General features: G+C 43.3%; 12 protein-coding genes. 6 read left to right on the plus strand and 6 right to left on the minus strand.

The window, feature by feature from the left end; all coding sequences use genetic code 11:
* Positions 1–408 precede the first annotated feature (408 nt).
* The 5 genes from MHI15_RS09595 to MHI15_RS09615 form a co-directional block, all read right to left on the minus strand.
* A complete protein-coding gene (locus tag MHI15_RS09595; RefSeq protein ID WP_340976972.1) occupies positions 409–2,466 on the minus strand; it encodes an iron ABC transporter permease in 2,058 nt (685 codons plus the stop codon).
* 8 nt (positions 2,467–2,474) lie between these two features.
* Positions 2,475–3,497 carry an ABC transporter substrate-binding protein gene (locus MHI15_RS09600; protein WP_076277177.1) on the minus strand — a complete coding sequence of 341 codons (1,023 nt, stop codon included), beginning with the start codon at positions 3,495–3,497 and terminating at the stop codon, positions 2,475–2,477.
* 149 nt (positions 3,498–3,646) lie between these two features.
* Entirely contained in the window at positions 3,647–4,486 is an 840-nt protein-coding gene (gene licT, locus MHI15_RS09605) for a BglG family transcription antiterminator LicT (RefSeq protein ID WP_341164371.1), read from the minus strand.
* Between the two features lie 129 nt (positions 4,487–4,615).
* Complete coding sequence (locus MHI15_RS09610; RefSeq protein ID WP_341164372.1) at positions 4,616–6,460, minus strand: beta-glucoside-specific PTS transporter subunit IIABC; 1,845 nt, start codon at positions 6,458–6,460, stop codon at positions 4,616–4,618.
* 281 nt (positions 6,461–6,741) lie between these two features.
* Entirely contained in the window at positions 6,742–8,154 is a 1,413-nt protein-coding gene (locus MHI15_RS09615; RefSeq protein WP_076308860.1) for a glycoside hydrolase family 1 protein, read from the minus strand.
* Positions 8,155–8,266: 112 nt separating this feature from the next.
* On the opposite strand from MHI15_RS09615, the gene MHI15_RS09620 reads away from it, so the two are divergent.
* Positions 8,267–9,235 carry a LacI family DNA-binding transcriptional regulator gene (locus MHI15_RS09620; protein WP_076098815.1) on the plus strand — a complete coding sequence of 323 codons (969 nt, stop codon included), beginning with the start codon at positions 8,267–8,269 and terminating at the stop codon, positions 9,233–9,235.
* Between the two features lie 89 nt (positions 9,236–9,324).
* Positions 9,325–9,918 (plus strand): YdeI/OmpD-associated family protein, encoded by a 594-nt coding sequence (locus tag MHI15_RS09625; protein ID WP_076098816.1) that lies wholly within the window; start codon positions 9,325–9,327, stop codon positions 9,916–9,918.
* 20 nt (positions 9,919–9,938) lie between these two features.
* On the opposite strand, the gene MHI15_RS09630 is transcribed toward MHI15_RS09625, so the two are convergent.
* Positions 9,939–10,850, minus strand: a complete 912-nt coding sequence (locus tag MHI15_RS09630; RefSeq protein ID WP_076184813.1) for a LysR family transcriptional regulator — start codon at positions 10,848–10,850, stop codon at positions 9,939–9,941.
* Between the two features lie 134 nt (positions 10,851–10,984).
* On the opposite strand from MHI15_RS09630, the gene MHI15_RS09635 reads away from it, so the two are divergent.
* The 4 genes from MHI15_RS09635 to MHI15_RS09650 all read left to right on the plus strand — a co-directional run bounded on the left by MHI15_RS09635 (position 10,985) and on the right by MHI15_RS09650 (position 14,811).
* The gene (locus MHI15_RS09635; protein ID WP_341087758.1) at positions 10,985–12,598 is read left to right on the plus strand and encodes a carboxylesterase family protein; all 1,614 of its coding nucleotides are present in this window, start codon (positions 10,985–10,987) and stop codon (positions 12,596–12,598) included.
* 44 nt (positions 12,599–12,642) lie between these two features.
* Positions 12,643–13,440, plus strand: a complete 798-nt coding sequence (locus MHI15_RS09640; RefSeq protein ID WP_076098819.1) for a sulfite exporter TauE/SafE family protein — start codon at positions 12,643–12,645, stop codon at positions 13,438–13,440.
* Positions 13,441–13,719: 279 nt separating this feature from the next.
* A complete protein-coding gene (locus tag MHI15_RS09645) occupies positions 13,720–14,217 on the plus strand; it encodes a DedA family protein (protein WP_076281974.1) in 498 nt (165 codons plus the stop codon).
* Between the two features lie 30 nt (positions 14,218–14,247).
* Positions 14,248–14,811: a class I SAM-dependent methyltransferase gene (locus tag MHI15_RS09650; protein ID WP_076144587.1), complete on the plus strand. Its 564-nt coding sequence runs from the start codon at positions 14,248–14,250 to the stop codon at positions 14,809–14,811.
* Positions 14,812–14,829: the final 18 nt, after the last annotated feature.

Genomic DNA, 14,829 nt, shown 5'->3' on the forward strand with positions numbered 1-14,829 from the left:
CCCCGGTATGGGAGAATCGCTGCTTTTTGTTTATGGGCGTTGGTGGCCTGCACCAATAAATTGTCATCATTCGTTGAGGCCTACGGACTCAGATGACGTTATATGCGCATTTTTAGCCTTTGGAGCTTGGTTTCGGACTCCAATGACGTTATTTCATAGGAAGAAGGGCAAATCGGGTGCTTTTCATGCCAATAGCGACTATGCGGTCCGTTGTCACTTCAAATGCGAAATAAAGCTGCGTTTAAGGTCATCTGTGTCCGATAGCTGTAGCGTAAGGAAGGGGAATTTTAAACAGATGAAACGATGTTTGAGGCGTTCTTGATGGAGCAAGCTCTAATTAATCAGGGGGTGCCCAGCAGCCATTTTACGGCTGATGGGGCACCCCCTGATTTTTTCTTATAACAAAATCTACACTTTTCTAACCTGTGACCGGTACATTAAAAACAAGAAATACGGAGCCCCAATCAGCATAATAATAAGGCCTGAAGGGATTTCTTTCGGCGCCATTATGGTTCTTCCGAGCGTATCGGCAATAACGAGCATCAAGCCGCCAAGTAATCCTGACAAAACAATCGAGCGTCTCGTATGATGACCAATCATCATACGCACCGCATGCGGCGCCATGAGTCCGAGAAAGCCAATTGTTCCCACACTTGCAACGGCTCCCGCTGCAAGCAAAACGCCGATAATCATAGCCCAAAGCCGCGTTCCTCGAACCGGCAAGCCCAATCCTGTTGAACTCTCGTCACCAAATGCCAACAAATCGCATTTTCGGCCCAAATAGTATGCAATCGGAACAAGTACAAGCAGGAATACAAATAGGATGTAAAATTGATTCCAGCTTCGTCCATAAGTCGAACCCGTTAACCAAATTAAGGAGCTACTGCTCCATAAACTTCCTTTGACGATCATGACCTGGATTCCCGCAGAGGCAATAGCAGAGACTGCGATTCCAAGCAAGATCAGAACCGATGGATTCAAGGACCTGCGCCAGGCCATAAAAAAGACAAAAGCTGCAGCCAGTGCCCCACCCACGATTGCGGCAAGCGGAACTGCAAATACCGTCAATGCTGGCCAAACGGTCATTACGGCCAAAGCACCAAAGCCAGCCCCTGAGGTCACACCAATAATAGAGGCATCTGCCAGTGGATTTCGAACAGCACTCTGAATCAATACACCACTGATTGCAAGTGCGATCCCTCCTGCAGCCGCTACGAGTGTACGGGGAAGCCGTAAATTCAGCAGGACGGAATAGGATTGATCCCCCCTATGGAACAGACTGCTTAGCAATTCGCTGATCGGTATTTTTGTTCCCCCAAATGATAAGCTTACCAGGATAATAGCAATCAGCAGCACAGTCATAACTATAGCCGTCGGCACAAAGCGCAGACGCAGTCCCGCCCCACCGATACTCATCGATGATTGGCCAGCGCCTGAGCCCGATATATTTTTCATCTTGGTGAGTACCAGCCAAATGAGCCACGGGGCTCCAATAATCGCCATAACTGCACCAACAGGCATTTCTCCCACACTGCTTCGCACTACACGCGCTAGCGTATCCGCTGCCGTGATGAGCAAGGCTCCCCACAACGCGCTTGCAGGAATGAGCAGGCGATGCTTGCGAATTCCACTAAGCCGGACAAGATGGGGAGCCACTAAGCCGACGAAGCCAATCGGGCCGACCACGCTGACTACAACCGCAGCCATTAATACCGATAGGCCAAGCCCCGTCGCCCGAATTAACCCTACTCGCTGTCCAAGTGAACGGGCCGTTGACTCATCGAGCTCCAGCGCATCAAATTGTCTGCCGGCAAATATCGCTGCCAATAGCAGCACTACGACAAAAGGCCAGGCATATATAACACCGTCCCAATCCAACTGGATTAGGGAACCTGAACCCCATAAAAACAGATTTTGTGTTTCTGTTCTTTTAAAAATATGTATGGCCGATGTAAACGCTCCGAGCACCATGGAGACGATCATACCTGACAAAGCCAGCCGAACAGGTGTGGCCGCCTTGCCTCCACTCAATAAATAAGCGGCTAAAGCAGCAAGCAGTCCCCCTGCAACTGCCAACAAAAATGGAAACTCATGCTGCAAAGCAGGAAAAGCTACCATACCAAGCACGACCATAAAGTATGCCCCGGCATTAATCCCAAGTGTATCTGAGGAAGCAAGCGGGTTCTTCGTTATAGTTTGCAATAATGCCCCAGCCACAGCCAGAGCAGCCCCGGCCAGCAGACCAATAACTGTACGTGGCATGCGGATATCCCAGAGCAGATTATGTTCAATTATATCTTGGCGATTCAGCAAGCCATCTATTACAGTAGCTGCAGGGATCTTGGCTTCCCCAAAGCCCAAACTTAAAACGAACAGAATGAAGAGGACGGCAAAGCCGCCCCCAAATATTCCAATGATCCGCCAGTTCATGCCGATAGAGGCTTCTTTGCTACTCTTTTCGTTCATAACCGCACTCATTTCGTTAATGTATTTACAACTTCATCCACGATAACTTTGGAGGAGATCGGACCGCCGAACACCCAAGTAGTACTGCTCAATCCGAAGGTGCGATTCTCTTTCACAAAGTTAAGGCCATTCCAAACGGAATTATCCTTCAGTTCTTTCGTGAAAATATTATCATCCTCTTGGACGATATAGATCAGATTTGTATCCTGAACCGCAGGCAATGCTTCAACTGTAGAGGTGCTGAATCCGTAAACTTCGAAATTTTCAGGTTTCCAGTCGTTTTTCAGACCGATCCGATCCAAAGTTTGTACCGCAAGTGAATTATCTGTAAAAAGACGCATCGTTGCTGCATTCTGGTAGCTGTATGCTTGTGTCAGTACATAGTTCAAGCCTTCTTTGCCTGCATCAGCCAGCTTTGCCTTTGCATCTGCATAATGTGCATCCAAATCAGCAAGAACCTTATCGGCTTCTGCTGTTTTACCTACTGCCGCTGCAATCGTTTTGAAAGTATCTTCCATCAGCGTGTACTGATTACCTTCTCCTTCATTCGGATACAAGCCGAAAATCAGTGTTGGAGCGATACTTTTAAGTTGATCATAAATTCCTTCATGCCCACCCGTATTGGCAATAATCAGATCAGGCTTTAATGAAGCAATTGTCTCCAGATCTGGCTCGTCACGGGAACCAACATCAGTCACGTTTGCATCAAGTGGTGCTTCAGAAGTCACATACAGCTTATAGTTTTCGTTATCTGCGTTACCTACTGGCTGCACTCCCAGTGCAATAACATCCTCCGTAAAGGTCCATTCCAATACCACAACTCTTTGCGCAGGTTTGTCCAGCGTAATCTCACCTTTAGAATCCTTTAAAACAATAGGACCGCTTGTAGATTCACTGCCCGCGTTTTCAGCAGCTGGTTTATCAGTTGCTCCCGCGTTCGATGTTGAATTGTTCTTTTGGTTAGTACCACAGCCTGATACGACCAATATGATAGCAACAACCATAAATAAACTAATTAACTTTTTGTGCATTTACTTTATCCCCCTGGATTCAACGTTCGAAGTTTATTCTATGATAACAGTTATCAATCTATTGATAATGATTATCACAGAAAACATATTAGTAATCTTATACGCGATTCTCCCGAAAGTCAAAGTTAAAATTTAAGGCTTAACCGTCCCTACTCCATGATCTGGTTTGTAATTCTTTCAATGTGTATGGTCAGATACAGCATTTCATCATTTGTTAACTCCCGATTATATGTTTTATCAATATAGATTTTAATTTTCTCAACGCTTGCGAAAGCTTCCTTATACTGCTGCTTTACCAAAATAAATAAGCCATTCTCATTATCAGGAGGTGGAGTACCGTTGATGAGACGTTGTGCAAAAAATTTCAAATGAGTGATAAAACGGTAATAAGCAAGGGACTCCTCTTCGTACTCTAGCCTGAAATGGCGCTTCACGATATTTAGGATGTCGTTCATGATCTTGGTGATATTCACCATGTTAGGCATCTCTTCATTTAGTTCTGCATTCACCAGATGGAGCGCAATATGTCCGGCCTCATCTTCGGGAAGTCTGACTCCGAGCTTGGAATGTATAATTTGAAGCGCAGCTTTCCCAACTTCATATTCTTCTTTATAGAATTTTTTGATTTCCCAAAGCATGGCGTTTTTAATCTTCATCCCTTTTGAGAATCTCTCCAGCGCAAAACTGATATGATCTGTCAGACTAACATAAATACTGTCATCCAGCATTTTACCGAGCTGCAGTTTGGCGAAGTTAATAATCTCTTCTGAGAGCTCCATGTGCTCGATTGGAATCTCGGAAAGCAGCGTTTTTAGCTTATCTGAAAGTTTTTGATTACTTAAAGTGAATATCTTTTCAATTTTATCTTCTTCTAAAAAGTCTCCACGTTTTTTCTTAAAGGCCAGTCCTCTTCCCATAACTACTAGTTCAAAATTTTGGTCATCTATGACAGTAACAACATTGTTGTTTAACACTTTTTCGATCCGCATATTACAGCTCCTTACCTTTTCATCTTACGAAGCTAGCACTTTTTTATAGTATTCTATAATAAAAAATCGATCTCTAAGTAGCAGTACTAAGAGATCGATTCCATTCATACCTTATGACTCTTCAATAGATCACACTACAACAGTCAGCAAATCTTCACCCGGTGTAATAACTGTTTTATTGGTACCAATCACATCACTATAATTAGCCGTATTGGTAATAATTATCGGTGTTGTGCATTGATAACCTTCATTTTTTATTTGTTCAAAATCAAACTCAATCAATAGATCACCCTGTTTAACGGTTGCTCCTTCTTGCACCTTCACATCAAAGTATTTACCTTTTAGCTTCACGGTTTCTATACCGATATGAATCAAGACCTCAACACCCTCATCCGATACTACCGCAATACAATGACCTGTTCTGAAAATAGTGGATACAACTCCACTTACCGGAGAATAAAGCTTACCTTCTGTGGGTTCAATTGCAATCCCCTTGCCCATTGCTTCAGAAGCAAAGGCAGCATCATTTACTGAGGTTAACGGGATTACGTTACCAGCCAGAGGGCTTACAACGGTTGAACTTTTAACGGCGTGAGGGAGGATAACCTCGCTTTTTTCAGTATTCGTTTTTTCTTCTACAATATTCACTTTCTTTTTATCTTCATAACCAAATACCATGGTAATTACCATAGCCAATACAATGGTCACACCTGCTATAATCGCTTGAACGACCAGCGGAGAGAATGCGGGAAGACTTAATACGCTCACAAATGCGAAGACTTCCATCTTCACTTTGAAAAGACCACTAAGTGCTCCACCTACACCGCCGGCAATGGTTACATAAATGAAAGTCCGTTTGTAACGAGTCAGCAAACCGTAAATAATAGGTTCTGTTACACCGGAAAGCGCGCCTGGTATAAATGTACTGCCGGCCAATGTTTTCAACTGTTTGTCCTTTGTTTTCAGGAAGATACCCAACGCTACACCCAGCTGCGCGAAGATGGCCATGCCGGCCATTGCATATATTGGATCTCCACCCTTAGCAATGTTCTCAAGAATAATTGGCACAAGTCCCCAGTGCAATCCGAGTACAGTCAAATACGTCCAAGCTATTCCCACAATTGCCCCTGTAACAATACCGCTTTTCGTACTGAGGAACAAAATAGCGTCTCCAATTAAATTCCCTACATTCACGCCAAACGGTCCGAAAGCCAAAATAGTTAACGGAACAATCACAATCAAACATAGCATAGGGACCAAGAACATCTGCAAATCCTTGTGTATAAACTTTCTTAGCTGCTTATCCAATAAAGCGTATATACAGATGGCGATAAAAATCGGAAACACGCTTGATGAATAGTCCGAAATTACTAAAGGAATACCTAAAAAATGTGGAGATTCAACACTTGCTAATCCCGTAATATTAGGTTCAAGTAAAGCCGCACCGATACTACCACCCACATAAGCATTAACACCCAGCCTAATCGATAACGTAATTCCTAAGAAAATAGGTAGAAAATAAAACACAGCATTACTAGCGCCGGCTAATACTTTGTAAGTTTCACTATCCGCACTTAGAACATGTAACGATGCAAGTACGGTTAATAGCGCTTTCAACATACCCGCACCTGCTAAAGCACCAATCAGTGGCGAAAAGCTTCTAGAAATAACATCAAAAATCAGAGTCCCTATAGGTTTCTTTACCTTGTTCTCGCCAGAGTCACTGTTAGGGGATATGGATTTGGCAATTTCTTTATACACATCAGCAACATGGGTACCCACTATAACTTGAAACTGTCCCCCTTTGCTAACTACCCCAATAATCCCTTTCATTTTTTCCAAATTTTCTTTATCAGCTTTTTGCTCATCGTTAAGTGTGAATCTTAGTCGCGTGGCACAATGAATCACATTGTTAATATTTTTCTCCCCACCGACAGATTGAATAATGTCTTTACTTAGCTGTTCATAACTCATTTTTATACACCCCTTTGTAACAGATCAATTAATCACGGTTATCAGGGAACACAAAAAAACCTAAATCACATCTATGTACGAGAGAGATTATCCCCGTAATCATAAATGAAACTTAGGTTTTGCCTGCTATGCAGTAGCAATCCTGATATCCGATTAATTTATTATTTACAAATTAACATGTTCAATTAATGATGTCAACAATAAACCAGAGCCTGTATAATATTGGATAACAAAAAAGACCCTGATAAATCAAGAATAACTTGATTATCAGGACTTTTTTTTTAGAACAGGCTTTGTCCGTTGGATTCAATTACTTCTTTGTACCAGTGGAAGGACTTCTTACGGTATCTCTCCAGTGTACCTGAACCATCATCATGACGATCTACATAAATGAAACCATAACGTTTCTTCAGCTCGGCGCTTGTTGCGCTAACCAAGTCAATGCAGCCCCAGCTTGTGTATCCCATAACTTCTACGCCATCAGCAATAGCTTCCGCTACTTGAACCAAATGATCTTGCAAATAATTGATCCGGTAATCATCGTTTACGATCTTCTCACCGTTCCCGTCTACAACCAGCTGATCGACGGCGCCAAGGCCATTTTCCACGATAAACAGCGGTTTTTGGTATCGGTCATAGAACATATTCATCACATAACGCAAGCCCTGCGGATCGATCTGCCAACCCCATTCGCTCGCTTCCAGATACGGATTCGGTACCCCGCCCAGCAGGTTTCCTTCTCCTCTGATCTGTTTCTCCGGATCGGCTGTTTCACATGTGCTCATATAGTAACTGAACGATATGAAATCCACGGTATGCTTCAGAATTTCTTCGTCCCCTGACTCGAAATGAATGTGAATTCCATTTTCCTTAAAGAACCGTTTCATATAGCCTGGATAATAACCTCTGCTATGAACATCCGCAAAAAACATATTTTTGTGATCACTTTGCATCGCCTTGATCAAGTCGTCCGGATGCGGAGTGAGCGGATAAATTGGCATGCTCAGCACCATGCAGCCTATTTTGAAATCAGGATTGATCTCATGACCGATTTTTACCGCCAAAGCACTTGCAATGAACTCATGGTGAATGGCCTGATACAGATCCTGCTTACTCAATTTTTCCAATGGAGTATTGATTCCGCCACTCATAAATGGGAACTCTAGGATAGAATTGATCTCATTAAAGGTCAGCCAGTATTTGACCTTGTTCTTGTAACGATTAAAGATCGTTCTCACATAACGCTCGTAAAATTCCACCATCTTACGGTTAACCCATCCATCATACTCTCGTGCCAAATGCAGCGGGGTCTCATAATGGGAGATCGTAACTAGCGGTTCGATGCCGTATTTATGACACTCGTCGAACAGGTCGTCGTAGAACTGCAAGCCCTGTTCATTCGGCTCCAGCTCGTCCCCTTTCGGGAAAATCCGGGACCAGGCAATAGACGTCCGGAATACTTTAAAGCCCATTTCCGCAAACAGCTTAATATCTTCTTTATATCGGTGATAGAAATCGATACCAATCAACTTCATGTTATCGTCGGTAGGAACTTCTGTAGGCGCAGACTTAATGCCATGCGGCATGACATCTTGGGTAGACCAGCCTTTGCCATCATCCTGATATGCCCCTTCAAGCTGGTTAGCGGCTACAGCCCCACCCCATAGGAATCCTTCTGGAAATTGTAAGTTCATATTTCTTCCCGCCTTTGCTATTGTGATAGTATAGGTTTACTGCTCTAATCCGAATCCTAACCCTTGGAACGCGTTACATGTCAAGGATTAATCTTGCAAAGGAGATAAGCCGATGTCCACACTTGACGAAATTGCTAAGCTGTCGGGCTTTTCCAAAGCTACGGTATCCCGAGTCCTGAACGATTCTCCCCATGTCAGCAAGGAAACTAGGGAGAAAATTCTGGCCATTATGAAAGAGACGGACTATGTTCCCAATCGGAATGCCATATCTTTATCCAAAGGCCAAACCCAGCAAATCGGCATGATTACCTTAGACCTCAACGAGCTTATTTTGTGCTTCATGAACAGCTTCGTCGAAATTTCCGGCCGTTACGGGTATCAGACGATTATTTATACCACCGGCGGTGATAAACAAAAGGAACTTCAGGCCTTCGAGGATCTCAAACAAAAAAGAGTCGACGCTCTGCTTATTCTGACCGCTGTTAACGATAAAAATGTCATAACTTCCTACTGCAAATACGGCCCGATTGTGTCTTGGCAACGCATGGACCATCCTGAAATACCGTCAGTTGCCATGAACCAATATGATGGATATGCACTCGCTCTAGAGCATTTGATAGAGCGGGGTTATACGCGTATCGCTAATGCTTTTGGCCGCCCAAGCAGCATAAATACCCAGAGTAGACGACTAGCTTATGAGCAAATCATGACCAAATATAATCTTCCCATCGTTGAGAAATGGTATTACTCCACGATTTATGGAATCCGTGACGGAGAGCAATTGGTGCGAACCCTAATTGGACAACCCGATCAGCCGGATGCTATTCTGTGCTCCAATGATTTGGTGGCGGTGGGCGTTCTGAGCGAAGCACGTAGACAGCAGCTGGATGTGCCCCGTGATCTAGCCATCGTTGGTTTTGATAATTCGGAGCTGTCGCAGACGCTCGGAATTACCACTGTTCGGAATCCGATTGCGGGACAGGCGGAGAACGCCTTTCTTCTGCTGGCTCCAACCCTGCTTGGACTGGATATGGAGCTGCAGCCCCTATCGTTCCAACTGATCGAACGGGAGACAACATAGGTTGCCCATTCTCAGAAGATTCCGACTGTACATTCCATAAAAAAACAGTAAAATTGTATTGAAAATTTTGATGAAGATAGGTGTTTTTTATGACAAATAATGTATTGAATCCTAGGGTTGATAAATTCTTAAGTAAAGCGAAACAATGGCGGGAAGAATATGAGCAGTTGAGAACGATCGTGCTTGATTGCGGGCTGACCGAAGATTATAAGTGGATGCATCCATGTTACACATTTGATGATAAAAACATAGTATTAATTCATGGATTTAAAGAATATTGTGCGCTTCTCTTTCACAAAGGTGCCTTGTTACAGGATCCCAATGGGATTCTAATTCAACAAACAGAAAATGTGCAGGCAGCGCGCCAAATTCGGTTTACGAATGTGCAACAAATCGTTGAAATGGAAGCTGTTCTGAAAGCCTACATTCAAAATGCCATAGAAGTTGAAAAAGCGGGTTTGGAAGTCGAATTAAAAAAGAAAGAGGATTACCTCATTCCTGAAGAGCTTCAGACCAAATTCGCTGAACTTCCTGGCTTGAAAACTGCTTTTGAAGCCTTAACGCCTGGACGGCAAAACGCATATATTTATCATTTTTCTCAAGCGAAACAATCCAAAACCCGCGTATCCCGAATTGAAAAATTCATCCCGCAAATCCTTGAGGGTAAGGGATTAAATGATTAGCGTTGCTGACAATGAGTCAATTAAGCCTTAGGGTTTATTGGCTCTTTTTTTAAATTGTCTTCTTTTAACTGCTTGTAATAATCCTCAACAAAGGCCTTGAACTTTTTAGCGACATTAGTCATGTACCGGTTGGTATACCATGAGATTTCAATGGTGCGGGTACTTATGGGTTCTTCAATGGGAAGAAGCACAACAGAGGATCCTTGAGAACCCCCCCAAGTTACAGCGGGGATAAAAGAAACCCCTAGTCCCGAACGGACTAGACTGCGTACCATCGAAGGCTCATCGCATTCATAAATGATACGCGGAGCAAATCCGGCGGCGTGACAGAGAGAATCCGTCGTTTCGCGCAGCTGCTTGCCTATTTTCAAACTGATAAAACCGTCTTCCGCGAGTTCATTCAGACGTACACTTTTACGGGTTGCGAGCCTGTGCTCATTAGGAACCGCCAGCAGGATTTCTTCCGTTAATACCGGTGTGGACACTGTTCCTGGAATCTTGAGCGGAGTAGAAGAAATACACAAATCAAAAGCCGGATAACGTGAGATCTCCTGATCCTGCTGCAATAGCTTGAATTGAGCTTCCGGGTACTTCTGACGAAATAATGTGATCATATCCGGAAGCAAATAGGAACCCGCTTGGATAAAAATCACTACAGTTCCTGTCGGTCGCTCAGACAAGTCCAATAGCTCTGTTTTCCCCTCCTCTAACGTTTGTAGGGCTAAATCAACTTTCACAAGAAACCGCTTTCCATATTCATTTAATCGAATGTATTTTCCTGTGCGATCAAACAATTTGACGTTTAATTCGCCCTCAAGATTTTTGATCATTTTACTAATAGCAGGCTGTGAGATTTGGAGTATTTCGGCTGCCAGGGTCATATTCTCAAGCTTTGCAACCGTTTGAAAGTACCGAAGCGAAAGTAAATCCAACGAAACCACCTCTTCTATAACCTTAGAGTTATGTATTTTATATATAATAATATATTTTTCATCATCATAGCAGAACACTATAATAAAGAGAATTAAAAATACATAAGAATCTGCAGGAGAAAGGGGAACTATAAATGAGCACACGAGAACCCATGGAAGAAATTATTACAGTCTCTAGTGGTCAGCTTAAGGGCATACGTCTGCCAGCACTTGGGGCGATCGCATGGTTAGGGATTCCTTATGCGGAACCTCCCATAGATAAGCTCAGATGGAAAGCACCGCGTGAGATAGAACCTTGGACAGGTGTATTGCCTGCATGCCATTTTAATAATAGCAGTGTCCAATTCATTCAAGGGGAACCTGGCGGCAGTGAAGATTGCCTCTTTTTGAATATTTGGCGACCGGATCATGCCGAGGCAAGCTTACCCGTATTCGTCTTCCTCCACGGCGGCGGAAATATTGGGGGTTCGGGACGGGATTTTCAAGGTGGAGAATTGGCGTGTAAGACAAATAGTATAGTGGTTACAGTGAACTACCGTTTAGGAGCAATGGGATTTTTCCGGCATCCCTCACTCCGAACCGGGGACCCCTTGGATGACTCAGGAAATTACGGTCTCCTCGATGTTCTTCATGCGCTAAAGTGGCTGCACAATAACATTATTTGCTTTGGGGGAAATCCAGGGAACATAACATTAGGGGGCCAGTCTGCAGGTGCAAGAAATGCATTAGCTGCTTACCTTTCACCGCTGGGCAGAGGGCTCTTTCATAAGCTTTTTATTATGAGCGGAGGTTTAACAACGGCTGTTACGGAGCAAAGCGAAGAAAAAGCAGATGACATTTTAACAGAGTTATTAATAAAAACAGGAATGGTCAGCACTCAAGATGAGGCAAGAGTATGGATTTCCACACAATCTGCGGATAAGATTTCCGCCTTCCTATATCGTCAGAATGCCTTTCACTTTGTCGAAATCATTCGTGAGACGGGGCTTCAGATGGCTGCTTTTCCCCATTTGATCGAAGATGGCACGGTCATTCCTATTGGTGGCTTCGACAATCTAAATAACCGCGATCACCCTTCCCTGCCGATCATCCTTGGCAGCACTGCCAGCGAATTCTCCGAGTTCACTTTATGGGATACTCATTTCTTCTCCCTAGTGCAAAAGGAAGAGTTAGCCGGAAATCTGGAAGAAAAGAAGCTCTATGAAGCTGCAGTCCAATATGGGAGCGATCTGTATGCAGAATTTAATGTAGAGCAGACTACAGAGATATTATTAAGTGCAATTCCGGAGATGCCCATCTATGCTTACCGCTTCGCCTGGGGGTTAAGAGACGGAGTGATCGATCCTTATATCCGTTTTCTTATGGGTGCCCCGCATGGTGCAGACATCCCCTTCTATACAGGTGACTTTTCCGGTGTCCAGGAAAGATTTCCTGCGGATGTAATTTCCGAGCATAACGAGCCTGGGCGTAACATGCTCTCTTCCCTAATGAGGGACTATTTACGGCATTTCCTATATACCGGTAATCCTAATGCTGAGGGACAACCTGCTTGGCAACGATACACCCCTAATCCCCGGTCTGCGGAAATTCTCTGGTTAGATGCTAGCCAGGATCAAACTATTGTTCAATCCGTCTGCAAACTTGTAAAAAAAGATATCCTGTCCCAAATGGACAATGATCCCCGTTTAGCAGCAGAACAGCGCAATTGGCTAAAAAACAATTTATTTGCGGGACGTTTTTTCTGGTAAGATAAATGATTGTAGAATTCACGTAAAGGAAGGAACATGCTGTTGTGCTAACTTACTTACTGCTCTTAGTCATCGGGCTAGCAGCTGGCATTTCCGGTTCATTGGTCGGACTTGGCGGCGGGTTCATCGTTGTGCCTGCGTTGGCTTTCCTTTTTCCTGATATGGAGCCTTCACATCTGGCTGGAACATCAATGGCGATGCTGCTTTTCAACTCCATCTCAAGTACGTATGTGTACGCAAAGCAGAAGAGAATCGATTATCAAGCAGCGCTCACCTTTGCCGCCGTTTCGATTCCGGGTTCAGTAATAGGTGCACTCTTTACCAAGCAAATGGGCGGGAGAATGTTTTTCGTAAGCTTCGGTATTTTCTTAATCCTTGTCGCTTTATTGCTCTTGTTCAAGCCGAATAAACCCATCCATTGGCCTTTCAAACCAACCGTGAAGCGAAGCTTTTCCGATAATAGCGGTGCTCATTTCGAATATGCTTATCATATGCCTACCGGCATAATCATCAGTTTTCTTGTTGGCTTTGTAGCAAGCCTATTTGGGATTGGCGGCGGGAGTCTTATGGTTCCGACAATGACCTTACTTCTCGGCTTTGCCCCCCATATCGCTGTTGCAACTTCTATGCTTCAAATTTTCCTGTCAGCTATCGTAAGCACCACAACACATGCCTTTTTATTGAATGTTGAATGGTTTATGGTGTTAGCCCTAGCACCTGGCGCAATTATCGGCGGTCAAATTGGCGCACGCCTGGCAAAACGCCTTCCTGCCAAGCTGCTTTTAAAGCTATTAGCCGTTTTTCTCATCATCGTTTCGCTTCGTTTGATGATGAAAGGGTAGGTCATTATGTAAAAAGTCCTGATGGATCAAGAGTTTCTTGATCCTCAGGACTTTTTTATTGTGACTGTGGGACTGATTCCTTGATATCAACGACATTTCAAATTGCAAGGCAGAAACGGATCCCTTCTTCTATCATAATTTAGCCCCCTATAAATAAGCGACTTGGCCAATCCTATCGAATTTTAAGTCTCTTCAGGATTTCTTTAGAATTCCCCCACCTAATTCCTCAGTTTTTTTAGTTAAGATTTCTGTATTGAAGTAAGCGAAGGAGGTGGCATATTGGCCAGTAATACCGTCTTAGAGCTAATCAATCAGTATGGATATCTGATTTTTTATCTTGCTTTCACGTTAGGCCCTTTTGGAATTCCAATCCCTAATGAAATTACAATCCTCACTGGAGCTACCCTAAGCCACATGGGGATTATCAATTCCTGGATGACTTATTTCTGCATTTTATCAGGGCTATTAACGGCCTTTACGGTTGCCTACTTTGCAGGTAAATTCTTTGGGCAAAAGCTGAAGTGCAAATTTGAAGCTAACAGACATTTTAAAAAAGCAGAGCAGATTCTAAAAAAACGTGGGTGTACAGCTATGTATATCGGCATGTTTATTCCAGTTGTACGTTACATCATTCCCATGTTGATCGGGCTCAGCGGTACAAGCTATAAACGATTTGCCCTTATTTCATATCCCAGTGCTTTAAGTTGGACCTTACTGTTCTTTTTTGTAGGAACGTACTTTGGAGATCACATCCTATCAAAATTAATAAACATCTAAATCAATTCTAAAATTATGGAGGAATTCCGAATGAGCTTCAATGAAAAACTCTTATTTTTAAGAAGTTTTATTCATGATCCAAAACAGGTAGGCAGTGTTACCCCGAGTTCCCGGTTTCTGGCACACAGCATGGTTAACCAAGCCCCTTGGCATGAAGTTAAAGCAGTCGCTGAACTTGGATCAGGTACAGGTGCAATCACCCGTGTAATCAATACTAAGGTAACTAGTACAACGAAAGTGTTACTATTTGAGATGGATAAAACCATGAGGCATAACCTGAAGACAAGCTATCCGGACTTTTCCTGTTATCATAATGCTGCTAGTTTAGTAGAAACAATTAAAAGTTCACATATTCATCAGTTGGATTGTATTTTTAGTGGGCTGCCCTTTTTCAATTTTGAGCCCGAATTAAGAAATACATTGGTTGAACAGATCTACCAATCCCTTAAACCTGAGGGATTATTTATTGCCTTTCAGTATTCACTTCAAATGAAGAAGCAACTCTCCGAATATTTTAATATTGATACAATAAAATATGTGCCATTTAATTTCCCTCCCGCTTTCGTCTACGTCTGTCGTAAAAGGGAAACATAATAAAATAACTATAGAAGA

It is taken from the genome of Paenibacillus sp. FSL H7-0918, from assembly GCF_038007025.1.
Taxonomy (GTDB): Bacteria; Bacillota; Bacilli; order Paenibacillales; family Paenibacillaceae; genus Paenibacillus_AQ; species Paenibacillus_AQ odorifer.